Origin of the sequence: Roseimicrobium gellanilyticum (assembly GCF_003315205.1) — a bacterium.
Taxonomy (GTDB): domain Bacteria; phylum Verrucomicrobiota; class Verrucomicrobiia; order Verrucomicrobiales; family Verrucomicrobiaceae; genus Roseimicrobium; species Roseimicrobium gellanilyticum.
In genome coordinates, this window is the sequence record NZ_QNRR01000006.1 from 25960 (window position 1) to 43577 (window position 17618).

A 17618-nucleotide genomic window follows, 5' to 3' on the forward strand; every position below is an offset into this window, starting at 1 on the left:
TCCGGCACATGGCTTTCCTCACGCTCATCTTCAAGAATCTGCTCCGGCGCCCTTCACGCAGCCTGCTCACGCTGCTGGGCATTGCCATCGGCATCGCTGCGGTAGTAGCACTGACGAGTCTGGCGTGGGGCTTTGAGCTGAGCTGGTCGAATGTGTATCGCTCACGCGGCACGGACCTCATTGTCACGCAGACAAAGATTCGCGGCGCCATGCCGGCGGCGTTTGATGACACACATATCGCGACTCTGCGCGCGCTCCCACATGTGCGTACGGTCACAGGCACGCTGTGCGACATCTACAGCATCGAGGACGCTCCCACGATGATTGTGGCAGGATGGGAACCGGGCTCGCCGCCCTGGGACAAAGTGCGTACGGTGAAAGGCGCCATCCCGGCACCGGACTCCAAGGACACTGCTTATGTCGGTGAAGTCGCCGCTGGCCTCCTGCGCAAGACGGTGGGAGACACCGTACAGATAGAAACGAAGGAATACAAAATCTGCGGCATCTACAGCAGCCCTGCCATGGCAGAAAACAGCTCCATTGTGCTGCCTCTTCGCGCCATGCAGGAACTCACCGACCGCGAGGGCAAGGTGAACTTCTTCGAGGTCTTTCTACAGCCCGGCACCACGGAGACGCAGGTCGTTGACCTGCAATCTCGCATCAAAGAACTGATGCCGGGTTTCAGCGCCTTCAGTGCTGGCTCGCTCGCGCAGAACAGCGTGGGCGTGCAACTCGCCAAGGCCATGAGCATCGGCACCTCGCTCATCGCCCTCATCGTGGGAGCCGTGGGCGTGATGAACACCATCCTCATGAGTGTCTTCGAGCGCATCGAGGAGATTGGCGTGCTGCTTGCCATCGGTTGGAAACGTTCACGCATCCGCCGCATGATTCTTCTCGAGTCCGTGGCCCTTGGATTCTTCGGCGGCACCCTCGGCTGCGCACTTGGGGTCATCGGCACCAAACTCATCCAAGCCACCCCCTGGCTGCGCGGCAAGATCGAAGCGGACATCACACCCGGCCTGTTGCTGGTCTCCCTCCTCGTCGCCATCGCTCTGGGCGCCCTCGGTGGTTTCTATCCCGCCTGGCTCGGTTCACGCATGTCTCCCGCGAATGCGATGAGGCACTAGCCAGCCAACACTTGGCAAGTGCCCATCCCTGCGGCATCATGCCCCATGGCTAAAGACAAAGGCAAAGACAAGAAGAAGGACAAGAGCAAGCCCACAGAGGCCAAGGCAGCCACACTGACCCTGCTCGGCCACTCGGAGAACCGACTCCCCACGTCACCGGATGAGGCAAAGCTGGAAGTGTTCCCCAACCGCACCCCCGGTCGCAACTACCGCATCAATCTCAGCGCCCCTGAGTTTTCCTCCCTCTGCCCCGTAACCGGGCAGCCGGACTCCGCGCATCTCGAGATTGTCTATGTGCCGGACAAGCTCTGCATCGAGACCAAGTCCTTCAAATTCTACCTGGCATCCTACCGCAATTTCCCCGCCTTCAATGAAGTGATCGTGAATCGCATCCTCGACGACCTCGTGAAAGCCTGCGCGCCCAAGCAGATGCACATCCGCGGTGACTTCGGTGCCCGCGGCGGCATCTCCCTCTCCTGCGAAGCCAAGTTCCCCGACTGGCCGGATGACGAGGAGGCCATGTGTGAGGGTGGATGTCATCATCACTGAGAGTAATCAGTGAACAGTATTCAGTGGATCAGTACTCAGTATTTGAGAGCCTCCACGTCATTACTCACCGTCCTACTGAGTTACTGTTTACTGACCTACTACTTACTGAATATGAGCACCCTCGTTCTCCTCTCCGGCGGCATGGACTCCGTCACGGCACTCTACTGGGCCGCGAAGGAAAAGGGCGTACTCGCGGCCGTAAGTTTCGACTACGGGTCGAAGCACAATGCGAAGGAAATCCCCATGGCGGAGTGGCATGCGGCGCAGCTTGGGGTGAAGCACGATGTGATTCACCTCGACTTCATCAACCGTCACTTCACCTCCGACCTGTTGCAAAGCGGCGGTGAGATCCCGGATGGGCACTACGAAGAGGCGAGCATGAAGCGCACTGTGGTGCCTTTCCGCAATGGCATCATGCTCTCCATTGCCTGCGGCCTGGCAGAGAGCCACGGTGCGGAGGCGCTTGTGATTGCCGCGCACAGCGGCGACCACGCCATCTATCCCGACTGTCGCGAGCCCTTCATGCAAGCGATGGCGGACGCCATGCGCAGTGGCACGTATGTGGGCATCCACCTGCTACGTCCGTTCATTGACTGCGACAAAGCCGAGATCGTCCGGCGTGGTGTGAAACTTGGCATCGACTACGCAAAGACATGGAGCTGCTACAAGGGTGGCAACATCCACTGCGGCACCTGCGGCACCTGCGTGGAGCGACGCGAAGCCTTCATCAATGCCGGCGTCCCAGACCCGACAGAATATCTCTCTACCGAGGCGCTGCCCCACAGGCCCGGAGGTTAGGGCTTCTGCCCTGACAGTGGCTGTTGGGCTTTCCAGCCCGACAGCGGAAGGCTTTCTTCTCCCCGCGTTTTTACACACCCTTGACAGAAGCCGCACCAATCATGGCTCAACGTAGCGCCATGAAGACCATCGGCTCCATCGCAGTCATCCTGCTGATCCTCACTGCTGCATTCCAGGCAGCGGAAAAGAAGTCGCCGGCACAGGAGGCCTCCGCCATCCCGAACCCGCAGATCGACTACCCCGGATTCCTCAAAGACGCTGACAAAGTGGGTGCGCTCCGTGAAAAACGACGCATCACCGAGAAGCAGTTCATCGAGATGATGCAGGATCCCGACACGCTCATCCTCGACGCCCGCAGTGCGGAGAAGTATGCCAGGCTTCACATCAGGGGCGCGAAGAATCTGAGTCTTCCCGACATGACTGAGGCAGACCTGGCCAAGGTCATCCCCACCAAAAACACCCGCGTGCTCATCTACTGCAACAACAACTTCGACAAGGCTCCTGTCGCCTTCCCGGCGAAAGGCGGGCGGCTCTCCCTGAACATTTTCACCTTCAACACGCTGTATGGATACGGCTACACGAATGTGTATGAGCTGGGCCCCTTCATCGACATCACGAAGTCGATCCTTCCCTTCACGGGCACGAAGCAATAGCCTCACGCTTCCAGCCATGAAGCCATCTCGCCACGCACCCTTGCTCGCCCTGCTGCTCCTGACGTTGGCCTGTGGGCCAGTCATGGGCTCCGAAGAATTCATTCACCCCTGGAAATCCGTCGCCATCACGGCAGATGGCACGCCGGAAACCGGGAACATCCGGGTGGAGGGCGAACTCAGCGAGCAGGCTTATACCTCGTTCCGCATCCACGCATTCGGTCGCGAGGAGTCCTTGGGAAAAGCAGACTTGGAGAAGCTCAAGGGATATCCACTCGCCAGCATCGAGGTCACCAGCGAACCGGGCTACGAAGCCATCGGTGGCTACACCGTGCACGCCCGACTGAAGCGCACCCGTTACGATGACTCCCAGAAACTGAAGACAACGGTGCTGGTCATCTCCCTGCAGAAGAAGGGCCCTCTCACCGCGATGCAGATGCCTGAAGGCAATCCAAGTTGATACCGGCTACTTCTTCGCCAGCAGCGGTCCAGTGGGCTTCCGCACCGGCTCCTTGGGCAGCACGGTCATCTCCACAGGCACCACACCGGCGCCCGTCATGCGAAGATCCTTTGCCGCACGCGACGAGAGATCGATGATCCGGCCCTTCACATAGGGCCCACGATTGTTGATGCGTACCACGACCTCGCGACCGTTGCGCAGATTCTTCACCTTCACGCGTGTGCCCATGGGCAGGGTGCGATGAGCTGCCGTCAGCGAGTTCTGGTCATAACGTTCTCCACTCGCCGTGGGACGACCGTGAAATTTCCCACCATAGAACGAGGCTTTTCCCTTCACCGATTTCAGTTTGATGGCAGCCTGCTTCGTTTCGGCGGTTGGATTCGGATGTTGCTGAAGTCGCATGGCTTCCTTCACCGCAGGTTGCGAAGGAGCAGGCATGGGAGCCGGTGTCGGCAAGGGCGCAGGCAAAGTGGGCTCCTGCCGGGAAATCTTCGGCGCAATCCACAGCGCTCCCAAGGCGATGAGGCAAACAATCACCACCTTCCAGAAATGCCGGCGAGCCATCTCATTCATGGTCGTGGGAAAGGTGCCCGGCCTGCCTTCACGCGAGACTACGGAAGCATAGGGAAGTGGAGCCAGGCTGTGGTTACTCATCACCCCTGTATCGCGAGTCAGGGTACATCCGGGCGTGCTGCAACGGGAGATGAACGCCGCAACGCAAACTGCATTGTGCAACAATGCAGACTCCCTCAGAGGGCGTATCCGCGTGAGCTAGCTCTTCTCTACCAGATCCTTCCGCGGACGGCACACGGTGCAGTATTCCTCACCATCAGTCGTGACCCGAAAATCGAGCTTCGGATCATCCAGATCGGTCTTGCCGCAGTTTGCGCACTTGTGGAAGAAAGTGCCCTCCGGTGGCTTGGCCGAATCAAACCGTGCGCGCCGCTGGACGACCGTACCGCGCTGCTTCATCCAGCGGATGAAACCCGGAACAAAGGCGAGGAGGAAATTCAGATGAGAAAAGAAGATCGTGGAGCGAGCCTCTGGAGTCCCGATGAAAGCCAGAAGCGCCATGCCGCCGGTGATCATGCCCAGATACTTCACCTTCACCGGCAGGATGAAGAAAAGATTCAGCTCGAAATCCGGCACGATGACGCAGAACGCAAGGAAGATGCTTGCGTAAAGAGTCAACCCCTCCGGTACCGCACCGAAAAACCAGTGCCCCAGTATCATGAAGAGGATGCCGCTGAAGATGTAGAGGTTCACCCGGAAGGCCCCCCAGGCATGATCCAGCACCGAGCTGAACATCAGCATCAGCATGACTCCAAAGAACAGCCAGATGGGGCTTTCCCACTGCGGGACGAAGACCCAGGTGATGAGCCGCCAGACCTCACCATGCTCCACCAGGGCGCGATGCAGAAACAACGTGGTCCTGAAATCCGGGGACAAACGCAGCAACACCCACACCCCCACCTGGATGATCGCCAGAATCGCCACCAGTCCGGGAATGGCAAAGCGTCCGAAGCGATTTTCCAGAGAGTTGAGAAAAGAATTCATGCGGGAGGGAGTGTGTAGCGCAGATGGAGTACGCCTGCCACAGCATTCGCGAACGTGCATGGTTTGACAACCCCCGCCAGCCCTCCACAATGGCCCGGCTGTGTCTGATTCTACGACCTTGCAACGAAGCCCGCTCCACGAAGCTCATGTGGCGCTGGGAGCGCGGATGGTGCCCTTTGCGGGCTGGGAAATGCCGGTGCAATACACCGGAATTGTGGAGGAACATAAGGCCGTGCGAGAACGGGTGGGCATCTTTGACATCTCTCACATGGGCCAGCTCCTCTTTGAAGGCCCTGGCGCAGAGGCCTTCCTGAACCGTGCCTTTACGAACAATGTGAGCAGCCTGGAGCCCGGCCACGGCCAGTACTCGCTCATGCTCAATGCCCAAGGCGGCGTGATCGATGACCTCATTGTCTACCGCCTGAGCCAGCGGGAGTACTTCGTGGTGGTGAATGCCTCCATGATCGCCGTGGACGAAGCCCACCTCCGCTCATTGAACTGGGGGGAAGACGTCGAGTTTGCCAACATCAGCGCCGTGACCGGCGGCGTGGCGGTGCAGGGGCCAAAAAGCCGTGAAGTTTTCAAGAAGGTCTTTGGCCCGGACGCACCCTACCCCGAGCGCAACACCATTTCCCTGAGCGTCACCGAAGAAGGCATCCTGTACCTCTGCGGCACTGGCTACACCGGGGAGGAGGGCTTTGAGTTCTTTGCCCCGGCGGTCACCTTCGGTGGCTGGTTCGAGAAGCTCGTGGCAGCAGCCCGCGAAGTCGGTGGCCAACCCTGCGGCCTCGGCGCCCGTGACTCGCTGCGCCTGGAGATGGGCTACCCGCTCAATGGCAATGACCTCGCCCCCGACAAGACACCTCTTGAAGCCGGTCTGGGGTTCTTCGTGGATCTCACCAAGGAAACCTTCACCGGCCAGGACGTCCTGCTGGAGCAAAAGGCGCGTGGCCTGGGCACGAAACTCACCGGCTTCCGCATGACCTCTGCCGGTCCCCCGCCACGCCCACACTATTCTGTCTGGCATGAAGGCACCCAGGTCGGCGAAGTCTGCAGCGGCGGGCTCGCTCCCTCCCTGGGCCAGGGCATCGGCATGGCGTACCTGCCAGCAAACCTGAGCAAGCCCGGTACCGCGCTCGAAATCGAAATCCGTGGCAAGCGCTACCCTGCCGAAACGGTGAAGAAGCCCTTCTATCGCACGGAAAAACAATCTTGACCTCTTCCTTCTCTCCGTCACTCTCACTCACACCTGAACCATGAGCCAAGTCCCAGCCAACCTTCGTTATCGCGAATCGCACGAGTGGATCGACCCCGCCACGGGCACCGTGGGCATCACGGACCACGCACAGGCAGAACTCTCCGACGTGGTGTATGTGGAGCTGCCCAAGGTTGGCGCACAGGTGAAGGCCGGTGATCAGGTGGCCGTGGTGGAATCCGTGAAGGCCGCCAGTGACATCTATTCTCCGGTCGATGGCGAGGTCATCGAGGTGAATTCCGGCCTCCCGGACAACCCCGCGCTGCTGAATGCCGACCCCTACGCCGGTGGCTGGATTTTCAAGCTGAAGGTCGCCAATGCCGCCAGCACGGATTCCCTCCTGGACGCTGCGGCCTATCAGCAGCACATCGCGTAATCTCTCTTTAAAAGAACGGGAGGATTGGGCGACGTCCTGCTGGCAGGTGACCTGCCGCGTGGCAGCCACTGCCACGACCGGTGCACCCCTCCTCCGCCACTCCCAACATGCCCCAGACCACCGCTTTCTCCCACCGCCATCTCGGACCCGGCTCTGCCGAAGCCCAGGAAATGGCCCGCGCCATCGGCTGCGATACTGTCGACGAACTGATGAAGAAGGTGGTGCCGGAGGGCATCCGGCTGGGGAAGGCACTTGATCTGCCCGCCCCGCTTACCGAGGAGCAGGCGCTGCGCAAACTGCGCGGCATCATGGGCAAGAACAAGGTCGTGCGTTCCTTCATCGGCCTCGGCTATCACGACACGTTCACACCGCCCGTCATCCAGCGGAACATCTTTGAGAATCCCGGCTGGTACACGGCCTACACGCCCTATCAGCCAGAGATTTCCCAGGGCCGCCTGGAGGCCCTGCTGAACTACCAGACGATGATCTGCGACCTCACGGGTCTGGATATCTCCAATGCCTCGCTGCTGGATGAAGGCACCGCTGCCGCGGAAGGATGCGCCATGGCGCTGAGTGCCTGCGGCGACAAGGGGAAGGTGGTATTCGTCGACGAGCAAGTGTTCCCCCAGACTCTCGACGTGCTGTGCACACGCATGGAGCCGCTGGGCGTGAAAGTGAAAGTGGGCGACTGGAAGACCGTGGAGCTCAAGAAGGACGACGGCGTCTTTGCCGTGGTCCTGCAGTATCCCGCCGCGGACGGCATCATTCATGACTACGGGGATTTCACCTCAAAAGCCCACGAGGCAGATGCACAGGTGATCGTGTGTGCAGATTTGCTCGCACTTACGCTGCTGAAGCCACCGGGAGAATTCGGCGCAGACATCTGCGTGGGGAACAGCCAGCGCTTCGGCGTGCCCCTTGGCTTCGGAGGCCCCCATGCCGCTTTCATGGCGGTGAAAGATGCGATGAAGCGTCGCATGCCCGGCCGTCTCGTAGGCGTGTCGAAAGACGCCCAAGGCAATCCCGGCTTCCGTCTCTCCCTGCAGACGCGTGAGCAGCACATCCGCCGTGAGAAGGCCACGAGCAATATCTGCACCGCTCAGGTGCTGCTCGCAGTCATGGCCTCCATGTACGCCGTGTGGCATGGCCCGGAAGGGCTGCATGCCATCGCCAGGCGCGTGCACGGTGCTACGCAGCGACTCGCCGCCGCGCTGAAGGAAGGCGGCCTGACATTGGTCGGAGAGGACTACTTCGACACCATCACCATCGAAGTCTCAGATGCCGATGCAGTGATCAAGCGCGCCGCCAAGCGGAACATCAACCTGCGAAAGGTGGACGCCACGCACGTGGGCATCGCGCTGGATGAGCGCGTGACGGATGAGGAACTGCAAAGCGTGCTCGAAGCCTTCAGCATCCAGAGCTCCACGCTGGCACCTGAAGGGCAGGAAGTGGGCAATGGCTTCGCGCAGAAGTTCGGCCGTCTTTCGAAGTACCTCACCCATCTCGTCTTCAACACGCATCACAGCGAGACGGAGATGATGCGCTACCTGCGCCGCCTGGAAGCGAAGGACATCGCGCTGAATCGCTCCATGATCCCGCTCGGCTCCTGCACCATGAAGCTGAATGCCGCAGCGGAGATGATGCCGCTCAGCTGGCCGGAGGTGCATGGGCTGCATCCCTTCGCACCTGCGGACCAGACCGAAGGCTATCGTGAAATGTTCACCAGTCTCGAAGGCTGGCTCGCTGAGTGCACCGGTTTCGCCGCTGTCTCGCTCCAGCCGAATGCCGGTTCCCAAGGTGAATACGCGGGCCTGCTGGCGATTCGCCGTTACTTTCAGCAGAAGGGTGAAGGCCACCGCGATGTGTGCCTGATTCCTGTCTCGGCTCACGGCACCAATCCCGCGAGCGCGGTGATGGTTGGCTTCAAGGTCGTGCCCGTCTCCTGCGATGGCGGTGGGGACATCGAGATGGATGACCTGCGCAAGAAGGTGCAGGAGTACTCCGGCCGTCTCGCCGCATTGATGATCACCTACCCCAGCACGCACGGCGTGTTCGAGGAGGGCATCGTGGAGATCTGCGAGCTCATCCACCGCCACGGTGGCCAGGTGTACATGGACGGCGCGAACATGAACGCGCAGGTGGGACTCACCTCCCCCGGACTCATTGGCGCGGACGTCTGCCACCTCAATCTGCACAAGACCTTCTGCATCCCCCACGGCGGCGGCGGACCTGGTGTGGGGCCCATCGGCGTGGCAAAGCATCTCATCCCCTTCCTCCCCGGCCACGGCATCCTGCCTGCGGGACAGCGCGACGGGGCAGTCTGCGCCGCTCCCTGGGGCAGTGCCAGCATCTGTACCATCTCCTGGATGTATCTGGCGATGATGGGACGTGATGTGATCGACAGCACCAAGGTGGCAATCTTGAACGCGAACTACATCGCCAGGAAGCTCGCCCCGTATTTCCCGGTGCTCTTCTCCGGACGCAACGGCTACGTGGCACACGAGTGCATCCTCGATTTCCGCCAGTTCAAGGGCATCACCGTCGAAGACGTGGCAAAGCGCCTCATGGATTTCGGCTACCACGCCCCCACCATGAGCTGGCCCGTCGCAGGCACCCTCATGATCGAGCCCACGGAAAGCGAAAGCCGCGAGGAGCTCGATCGCTTCTGCGAAGCCATGATCGAAATCCACGGCGAGATCGAATCCATCGAAACCGGCCTCAGCGACGCCAACAACAACGTCATGAAGCGCGCCCCGCACACCGCAGACGTGCTGCTCGCTGACGACTGGGATCGCCCCTACACCCGTGGCGAGGCCGCCTTTCCCCTCCCATGGGTGAAGGCCGACAAGTACTGGCCACCGGTAGGCCGCATTGACAACGCCTACGGAGACCGCAATCTCGTGTGCACCTGCGAAGCGGTGACAGACTACGCGTGAATGGGGGCCGGAATACTGGAAGCATGGAGTGCTGGAATATTGGATGAGCCTGGATCCACAGCGAAAGAACAAAAACCGGGGCTTCATGCAGCTGCGGGTTTGGCAGGATGCCCGTGAGCTGTATGTGCAGACCTGCGCTGCAATGAAAGGCTGGCCCTTTGAATTGAAGAAGGTAGCCAGCCAGCAAATCGCCAGTGTAGATTCCGTTCACCCTAATATTGCCGAAGGCTATGCCCGGAAATCGATCCGGGAATACCTGAATTTTCTCGGAATTGCTCGCGGTTCCCTCGGAGAATCAGTGTCTGGTATTTCCACCTACCATGCCGCAGGACAACTGACCGGCTCCTGCTTTGAAGATTTGGATGCGCTGTCCTTCAAGACGGAGAATGGGCTGCTAAAATTGATTGAAAGCCTGGAGCGCAAGCGCGACAGCGGTGCATGGGACGACACGCTTTACCATCCCACCCATGATGGCGCAGCCGGGTGAATTGGTCAGTTCTCCAACATTCCATCGTTCCCTTATTCCAACATTCCTTGCCTCCCTCCCCCACACATTTCCCACCCGACTGGACCACGTGGCAGCCAACCGTGCGTGCCACGTTGATGTTCATCGTCGAGGACGGGAAGGTGTTGTTGATTCAAAAGAAGCGTGGGTTTGGACAAGGGAAAGTGAATGGGCCTGGAGGCAAGCTGGATCCCGGTGAGGAAGAACTGGCCTGTGCCGTGCGCGAAACCGAAGAGGAACTTCACGTCACGGCGATTGATGCCGTGAAGCGTGGCGAGCTTTGGTTCCAGTTCGTGGATGGCATGGCCATGCATGTGGCCGTGTTCCAGGCGCAGCAATACACTGGCCACGCCACGGAAACGGAAGAAGCCGTGCCACTCTGGACACCCATCGAGGCCATCCCATTTGAGAAGATGTGGGCGGATGACATCCACTGGCTGCACCGCATGCTCACCGGCACGGAGCAATTCCTCGGCACCTTCCTTTTCGATGGCGACACCATGCTCACCCACGATGTAAGGTGGCAGGATGCCTGAAGAACTGCGCCTGGGGATGATTGGACTCGACACTTCACACAGTGTCGAATTCACCCGGCGACTCAATGACCCTGCCAGCCTGCAGCACATTCCCGGCGCACGCGTCATGCATGCCTTCCCGGAGTTCAGCCCGGACATGCCGTGGAGCGTGGATCGCGTGAAGGAATTCACCCGCGAACTCGAAGAGCAACATGGCGTGCGCATGCTGGGCAGCATCGCCGAGGTCGTGGCAGAATCCGATGCCATCCTGCTTTGCAGCCTGGATGGACGGAAGCATCTCTCCCAAGTCGAGCCCATATTCGCCGCGAAAAAACCCGTGTTCGTGGACAAGCCTGTGGCCGCCACGCTGAAAGACGTCGTTTCCCTCTACGAGCTCGCCGCGGAATCCGAAACGCCTTGCTTCAGCGCCTCCGCCATGCGCTGGTATCCCGGCATCATCGAAGTAGCCCAGGCGAACGTTGGCGAGGTCCGCAGCGCCATCTCCTTCGGTCCCTCACCATTGGAGCCAAATCATCCCGACCTCTTCTTCTACGGCATCCATCCCACCGAAGCACTCTTCACCGTGCTCGGCCCCGGCTGCCAACGCGTCCAACGTGTCACCACGCCTCACACCTCCGTCGTGACAGGCATGTGGGAAGACGGCAAAGTCGGCACCCTCCACGCCATGCACCGTTGGCCCGCCGAATACAAAGTCACCAAATTCGGCGACACCGGCATCTTCGAGCAGAAGGAAGCCGGCGACTACACACCGATGCTTCGCGAGATCGTGAAGTTCTTCCAGACAAAACAATCACCTGTCACCATGTCCGAAACCCTGGAGATCTACTGCTTCATGGAGGCTGCGGATGAGAGCCGGAGATGGGGGGGCTCAAGTGTGGAACTGAGCGAGGTACTGGCGCGGGCAAGTGAGTGAGTTGATGGATCAGTCGGGGGCAATACAAGCTATGAAAGCAACCAAGAGGTTTATTGTTTGGGTCGGCGCTTTTGCACTCTTGGCATTCTCATCAATCGAGAGCGCTGGCCACATCATCCTGTCGCGAGGTGTAAGGTCGGACGATTCACTGGTTCCGCTGGAATTTTCCCAAGCTACTGACAGCAGGAAGCAGTGGGAAATTATCACCGCCGCCATGGAAGCAGGACCAGACGGTGGCTACACCCTGACCAATGTGGACGTCGAGCGTGCCAAGGAACTTGTGTACGTTGCCCTGACGTGTGCTCCAGAAGAGTGGGAGGGAGGTGGTTCCGTCTTCGTGTACTCCACAACCGTACGCTTTCTTGGCGAAGTCTACCCGGGCGTGCCTAAACGGAATGAAACAATGCACAATCAGATACTCTTGAGGCAACTTCGGGAGATTCTCTACCAACATCCGCCCCAAGGATGGCGCATCGTTTGGGCCAGTCTGTTTGGAGAATGGCGAAATTCTGGCGAGGGTGAGTGAGCACATTGTGCTCGCGGTAGTCTCAGCAAACTCAGAAGCCGAAGGCCTTGGACTGCGTGCAGCCTGCTGCCGCTTTCCAGAGTCCACAGCCTGCTGTGGCGATGGTGACAAACACCCGTAGTGTCAAAGATGTTTGGCGACTCCGTCGCATTGAAACGCGCAGCAGGCTGCGCTGAGGAAAGCGGCAGCAGGGCTGCACGCAGTCCAAGGACGCCTCGCGTCACCCGCAACACCTCTCCCTACCTCCCACTCCGCGGATCCAGCGCATCACGCAAGCCATCACCAAGGAAGTTCAAAGCAAGCAACGTCGTCACGAAGAAGGCACCCGGGAAAATAATCAGCCAGGGTGCATCCTCGATCTGGGAGGCCCCGTCATTGATGAGAGTCCCCCATGATGGCGCCGGCGGCTGGATGCCAAGCCCCAGGAAGCTCAGCGTTCCTTCCAGCAGCATCACTCCCGGGACGGTCAGGCTGGCATAGATGATGACCGGGCCAATCACATTGGGCAGCAGATGCCGCCGCAAAATACGCGAGGAGCGCGCCCCATAGGCGCGGGCGGCGGTGATGAATTCCTGCTTGCGCAAGGCCAGCGTCTGGCCACGCACCACGCGCGCCATCGTCAGCCATTCCACAGCACCAATCGCAGCGAAGAGGATGATGAAGCTCGCATTGAACCCAATGTCCTCCAGCGCACCTCGAAGCCCGGGAATTGTGCCAAGGGTATCAAGGATGTTCTTCGTCCAGGCTTCAATCGTCGGATCCTTTCCGAGCACCGCATTCAAAAGAATGACAAACACGATGAAGGGAAACGCATACAGGATATCCACGATGCGCATCATCACCGCATCCACCCTCCCACCAGCGAGCCCGGAGATGAGCCCATAGGTCACCCCGATGCAGGCCGCCACCACCGTGGCCACGATGCCCACCAGCAGCGAGACGCGCCCGCCATACAGCACACGGATCGCCACATCACGTCCAAGGGCATCCGTACCCATCCAGTGTTCCATGCTGGGACCGCTCGCCTGCTTCGCCAAGTCCTGATCGGATTGCTTGTGTTGCGAGAGCAACGGCCCGAACACACACACCAGACCCAACAATGTGAGAAAAACGAGCCCTCCCAGCGCGAGCACATTCTGCCGCAAGCGACGCCATGCGGCGCGCCACGGAGACTCGCTGATGTACTTTTGCGGAACGGAAACAGAATCGTCGCTCATGTCTTGAGTCCGATGCGGGGATTGACGGCAGCCTGGATGAGGTCCACGAAGACGTTGAAGACCACGACCAGAATTGCAAAGAAGAGCGTGATGCCCATCGCCAGATTGTGATCGCCCTCAAAAGCAGAACTTACAAAATGCTGCCCCAGTCCGGGAATCTGGAATACCGTCTCGATGACGAAGGAACCGGAGACCAGGCCCGCCATTGCCGGGCCGAGGAAGTTAATCACGGGAAGACAGGCGAGCTTCAGCGCATGCCGGAACACCACGCCTCGCTCGCTGACACCTTTTGCTCTCGCCGTGCGGACGAAGTCTTGCACGAGAGTCTCACGCAATCCGCCGCGGGTCAGCCGTGCCACATAGCCGCTGTAGATGAACCCAAGCGTGCACGCCGGGAGCACCCAGTCCGAGGGATCCATCCAGCCCGCAACATTGAACCATCCCAACTTCAGCCCCACGAAGGTCGCGACAAGCGGACCCAGCACGAAGCTGGGCAGACACACGCCAAGAGTCGCGAGGAATGTGGCGGTACGATCCTCCAGGGTATGTGGCTTCAGCGCAGCTATCGCGCCCAAGGGCACTCCCAACGCCAGCGCAATCAACAGTGAGGGAATCGCAATGGCCAGAGACACAGGGAACGCCTGCATGATGACCTCCCCCACACCACGACCGGGCTTCTTCATGCAGTCCGGTGGATCGAAAGTGGCATATGACTTGATGACCCTCCAAAGCTGCTCATGCACGGGCAAATTGTATCCGTAGTATGCTTCGAACCGGGCGCGCTGCTCTTCCGGCAGATTCTTGTCACTGTTGAACGGACTCGCCGGCGATGCCTTCTGCAGGAAGAATGTCAGGACCAGCACGGCAAAGACCACGACAATCCCTTGAAGCGTGCGGCTGGCGAGGAAGTAAAGCATGGGCAGGTCGTGAGAGTGTCGTTCTTCCCTTGTATCACCGTGATTCGAGGTCCACCGCCTTGTAGCAGCGATGCTCAATCACACTGGGCTTCCAGTTCTTCACCTCGGGAGCCCTCAAATAGCTGTGCACGTACCAGTAGATGGGCACAACCGGGAGCTCATCCATCAAGATGGTCTCGGCTTCTTTAAGGTAGCCCATGCGCGTGGCCGGGTCACCTTCCAGCGTCGATTTCCGTAAGAGTTCATCATACGTCGCATTGCTCCAACCAGTCTCGTTATTGCCGTCACCCGTCTTCCAGATGCTGAGGAAGGTGAATGGATCGGGATAATCCGCCACCCAGCCCGCGCGGCACACGCTGTACTTCATCGTGCGCTGGGACTCCAGATACACCTGCCAGTCTTGATTGTGAATGCCCACCGGAATGCCGAGATTCTTCTTCCACATTTCCTGGATGGCTTCCGCGATGGTGCGATGACCTTCACTGGTATTGATGAGAATATCGAATCGAGGAAAGTCCTTTCCGTCAGGATAGCCAGCCTCGGCCAGCAATCGCTTTGCCTCCGCCACGTCATACTTCAGGGCCTGCGGTCCATCGTAGCCCATGGACTTCGGATAGGGTGTGAGTCCCACGGCGGGCTTCTGGTCTCCGCGCAGTACGTTTTTGATAAGGCTGTCCCGATCCACTGCGAGCGCCAGGGCTCGTCGCACACGTTTGTCCTTTAATGCAGGCAGGGTGGTATTGATACGATAGAAGTAAACAATCAGCGCCGGGTCGGAAAAGAAGACGTCTCCACCCATCTTCTTATAGTCGGGGATTTTCGGCAGCGGTACCGTCATGGTCACGTGGAGCTGTCGGTCTCGGAAGGCACGCTCCTCGGTGGTGTCGCTCTTGATGGGGAGGAAGACGAGCTCGTTCAGCTTCACCGTGGCCGCATCCCAGTAGTGAGGATTTCTGTCTACGGTGACGGAGTGCGTGAAGCGCCATTCCTTGAGACGGAAAGGACCATTGCCCACCATATTGCCCGCGCGCGTCCATCGCGAGTCGCGATCCGTCTTGCTGCCGAATTTCTCAATCACATGCCGCGGCACGGGGAACCACGCATAGTGCTTCATCATCCCCAGCACATAGGACATCGGCCCCACCAGTTCGAGTTCCAGGGTGTGGTCGTCCTTCGCCTTCACGCCTACTTGGGAGAAATCCTTGAGCTCCCCCTTGTTGTAGGCCTCGGCATTCTTGAGGGGAAAAAGCATCGACGCATATTGCGCGATCAGGCCCGGATTCAGCATGCGCTCGTACGACCACACAAAATCATGCGACGTCAGCGGGGTGCCATCACTCCACTTCGCCTCAGGACGCAGGTGGAAGGTCCAGTGGATGTAATCTTTCGTCTCCCAGTGGGAGGCCACGCCGGGCGCATTGGCATCTGGGTCATCCACGCCGGGTGCCACCAACCCCTCGAAGATGGCGTGGAAAATCATGTGCTCCGGCTGGCCGGTGGCGAGCTGTGGGTCGAGTGTGCTGACTTCACTGCCATTCCCCAGCAGCAGCCGCTTCTCCCGAGTGGCCTGCTCGATGCGCGGCGGCCGGCTCGTCCTCCACAGGTGAAACGCATACGCGCCCCCAACGAGGAACACCAGAACCGCGAGGCGGATGAGCCAGGTTTTCGTGGTGGTGGATGTCATGCGGGGGAGGCAGCGTTCAGAGGATCATGCAACGAGGGATCTGCCGCGCGCAGCACAAGCGCGGCGGCATGATGCTAAAAGCGTACCGGACCCCGGAGCAATCATCTTTTCTTCGCAGAATGCGCTTCTTTGAGCGTAAATTTCAACTTCATGCGTAGATGGATTGAGCCTCCGGTCCGTGCAGCGGCGGTTGACTTCCCGGCCGGAGTCGCCAAAACCCTTGTGCGTCCGCGCCCGCCGATCCAAGCTTTGCCCCTGCCACAGTCTTTGCCAGCCTGCCCATGAGGGACTACTTCATCCGCCGATTCCTCCTGATTTTCCCGACCTTGATCGGGGCGACGATGCTGGTGTTCTTCATCACCCGCGTCACTCCGGGAGGTCCGCTTGAAAAGGCCATGATGCGGGCCATGACCGCAGGCGAGAAGAGCCAGAAGGATCCCGGCGGTTCCCTCAGTGAAGAGCAGAAGGCAGAGCTCGCCGCTTACTATGGCTTCGACAAGCCCTTCTTCCCCGCCTACCTGAACTGGCTGGGCGCACTGCCCTATGAGGCGGACAAGCAGTATCTGAAATTCGAAAAGGACGCCAAGGATCAGACCATTACCTTGCGTGAATTGCTGCCCAAGTCCCAGTGGAAGCCCAACAACGCCTATCGCGTTAGTCAGGTGAGCGTTTCTCAAACGGGTAAATTGACGAATCTCTCGCCGGAAGAGTATGAAGTCTCCCGATATGGGCGCACCGTGGTGGACCCATTGAAGTCCTGGTCGACCCGGGTCAAAACAGTGGAACAGAAGGATGAGGCCGGCAAAGTCGTCGGCAGCTATTCCCAGGTGCAGATCTATCGGAACCACTTCAACGGCCTGCTGCAGGGCAACCTCGGATACTCCACCACCTACAACGACCCGGTGTGGGACATGATCAAGAAGCGCATGCCGGTCTCCCTCTTCTACGGACTGGCCACCTTCATCATGATGTATGTGGTCTGCATCCCACTGGGCATTTTGAAGGCCATCAAGCACCGCACCGTGCTGGACAACGTCACTTCCGTCCTGATTTTCGTGGGATACGCGATTCCCGGATTCGTCTTGGGAAGCCTTCTGGTGGTATACCTTGCCGCACGCCTGGGATGGTTCCCCACGGGAGGATTTACCAGCGAGAACTTTGATTCTCTCACCTTCGGACAAAAGGTGTGGGACGTGATCCATCACGCCATCCTCCCCTTGATCTGTTACATGGTGGGAGCCTTCGCCTTCATGACCATGCTCATGAAAAACAACCTGATGGACAACCTCGCGGCCGACTATGTCCGCACGGCAATTGCCAAGGGAGCCAGCTACAAGCAGGCCGTGCTGAAGCACGCCTTGAGGAACTCCCTCATTCCCATCGCCACCACCTTGGGTCACATCGTCTCCGTGTTTGTCGCGGGCTCCCTGCTCATCGAGCTCATCTTCGAGATCAATGGCTTCGGCCTTCTGGGCTACAACAGCATCGTGGATCGCGATTACCCCCTGGTGATGGGCATTCTGTTTGTGAGCGTGATTCTGCTCACCCTTGGAAACATCCTTTCTGACTTCCTGGTGGCCCTCACCGACCCACGAGTCCGTTTCGAATAATC

18 protein-coding genes are annotated in these 17618 nt (G+C 59.4%); 13 read left to right on the top strand and 5 right to left on the bottom strand.

Translation table 11 applies throughout. The features are described 5' to 3' along the window. The first annotated feature begins 8 nt into the window (after positions 1-8). From DES53_RS16840 to DES53_RS16860, 5 genes are all read left to right on the top strand, one after another. Entirely contained in the window at positions 9-1127 is a 1119-nt protein-coding gene (locus tag DES53_RS16840) for an ABC transporter permease (RefSeq protein WP_113959464.1), read from the top strand. Positions 1128-1172: 45 nt separating this feature from the next. After that, a complete protein-coding gene (gene queF, locus DES53_RS16845) occupies positions 1173-1676 on the top strand; it encodes a preQ(1) synthase (protein ID WP_113959465.1) in 504 nt (167 codons plus the stop codon). Positions 1677-1787: 111 nt separating this feature from the next. Then, on the top strand, positions 1788-2474 hold the full coding sequence (gene queC / locus DES53_RS16850) for a 7-cyano-7-deazaguanine synthase QueC (protein ID WP_113959466.1): 687 nt from the start codon (positions 1788-1790) through the stop codon (positions 2472-2474). Between the two features lie 101 nt (positions 2475-2575). Beyond that, on the top strand, positions 2576-3127 hold the full coding sequence (locus DES53_RS16855) for a rhodanese-like domain-containing protein (RefSeq protein WP_211325585.1): 552 nt from the start codon (positions 2576-2578) through the stop codon (positions 3125-3127). 16 nt (positions 3128-3143) lie between these two features. Further along, positions 3144-3584: a hypothetical protein gene (locus DES53_RS16860; RefSeq protein WP_113959468.1), complete on the top strand. Its 441-nt coding sequence runs from the start codon at positions 3144-3146 to the stop codon at positions 3582-3584. A 6-nt stretch (positions 3585-3590) separates the two neighbouring features. On the opposite strand, the gene DES53_RS33880 is transcribed toward DES53_RS16860, so the two are convergent. Continuing rightward, on the bottom strand, positions 3591-4157 hold the full coding sequence (locus tag DES53_RS33880; protein ID WP_113959469.1) for a septal ring lytic transglycosylase RlpA family protein: 567 nt from the start codon (positions 4155-4157) through the stop codon (positions 3591-3593). A 198-nt stretch (positions 4158-4355) separates the two neighbouring features. Then, positions 4356-5141 (bottom strand): hypothetical protein, encoded by a 786-nt coding sequence (locus tag DES53_RS16870; RefSeq protein WP_113959470.1) that lies wholly within the window; start codon positions 5139-5141, stop codon positions 4356-4358. A gap of 118 nt (positions 5142-5259) precedes the next feature. Between DES53_RS16870 and gcvT the strand changes: the two genes are divergently transcribed. The 7 genes from gcvT to DES53_RS16905 all read left to right on the top strand — a co-directional run bounded on the left by gcvT (position 5260) and on the right by DES53_RS16905 (position 12188). Further along, positions 5260-6357, top strand: coding sequence for a glycine cleavage system aminomethyltransferase GcvT (gene gcvT / locus DES53_RS16875; protein ID WP_245958193.1), 1098 nt, complete (start codon positions 5260-5262; stop codon positions 6355-6357). 40 nt (positions 6358-6397) lie between these two features. Beyond that, on the top strand, positions 6398-6772 hold the full coding sequence (gene gcvH, locus DES53_RS16880) for a glycine cleavage system protein GcvH (protein ID WP_113959472.1): 375 nt from the start codon (positions 6398-6400) through the stop codon (positions 6770-6772). 107 nt (positions 6773-6879) lie between these two features. Then, complete coding sequence (gene gcvP / locus DES53_RS16885) at positions 6880-9708, top strand: aminomethyl-transferring glycine dehydrogenase (RefSeq protein WP_113959473.1); 2829 nt, start codon at positions 6880-6882, stop codon at positions 9706-9708. Positions 9709-9751: 43 nt separating this feature from the next. Beyond that, positions 9752-10195 carry a four helix bundle protein gene (locus DES53_RS16890; RefSeq protein WP_245958194.1) on the top strand — a complete coding sequence of 148 codons (444 nt, stop codon included), beginning with the start codon at positions 9752-9754 and terminating at the stop codon, positions 10193-10195. Between the two features lie 47 nt (positions 10196-10242). Then, positions 10243-10749 (top strand): 8-oxo-dGTP diphosphatase, encoded by a 507-nt coding sequence (locus tag DES53_RS16895; protein WP_245958195.1) that lies wholly within the window; start codon positions 10243-10245, stop codon positions 10747-10749. Next, entirely contained in the window at positions 10742-11662 is a 921-nt protein-coding gene (locus tag DES53_RS16900) for a Gfo/Idh/MocA family protein (protein ID WP_113959474.1), read from the top strand. Before DES53_RS16895 ends, DES53_RS16900 begins: the two co-directional genes overlap by 8 nt. A 31-nt stretch (positions 11663-11693) precedes the next feature. Then, positions 11694-12188 (top strand): hypothetical protein, encoded by a 495-nt coding sequence (locus DES53_RS16905; RefSeq protein WP_113959475.1) that lies wholly within the window; start codon positions 11694-11696, stop codon positions 12186-12188. A gap of 239 nt (positions 12189-12427) precedes the next feature. On the opposite strand, the gene DES53_RS16910 is transcribed toward DES53_RS16905, so the two are convergent. Genes DES53_RS16910 through DES53_RS16920 form a run of 3 tightly spaced genes read right to left on the bottom strand, consistent with a single transcriptional unit; the run spans position 12428 to position 16006 of the window. Continuing rightward, a complete protein-coding gene (locus DES53_RS16910; protein WP_113959476.1) occupies positions 12428-13405 on the bottom strand; it encodes an ABC transporter permease in 978 nt (325 codons plus the stop codon). Then, positions 13402-14322: an ABC transporter permease gene (locus DES53_RS16915; protein ID WP_113959477.1), complete on the bottom strand. Its 921-nt coding sequence runs from the start codon at positions 14320-14322 to the stop codon at positions 13402-13404. Before DES53_RS16915 ends, DES53_RS16910 begins: the two co-directional genes overlap by 4 nt. Before the next feature lie 34 nt (positions 14323-14356). Then, a complete protein-coding gene (locus DES53_RS16920; RefSeq protein ID WP_113959478.1) occupies positions 14357-16006 on the bottom strand; it encodes a peptide ABC transporter substrate-binding protein in 1650 nt (549 codons plus the stop codon). Between the two features lie 281 nt (positions 16007-16287). Here DES53_RS16920 and DES53_RS33540 point away from each other — a divergent pair, with 281 nt between their 5' ends. Beyond that, positions 16288-17616 carry an ABC transporter permease gene (locus DES53_RS33540; protein WP_211325586.1) on the top strand — a complete coding sequence of 443 codons (1329 nt, stop codon included), beginning with the start codon at positions 16288-16290 and terminating at the stop codon, positions 17614-17616. Positions 17617-17618: the final 2 nt, after the last annotated feature.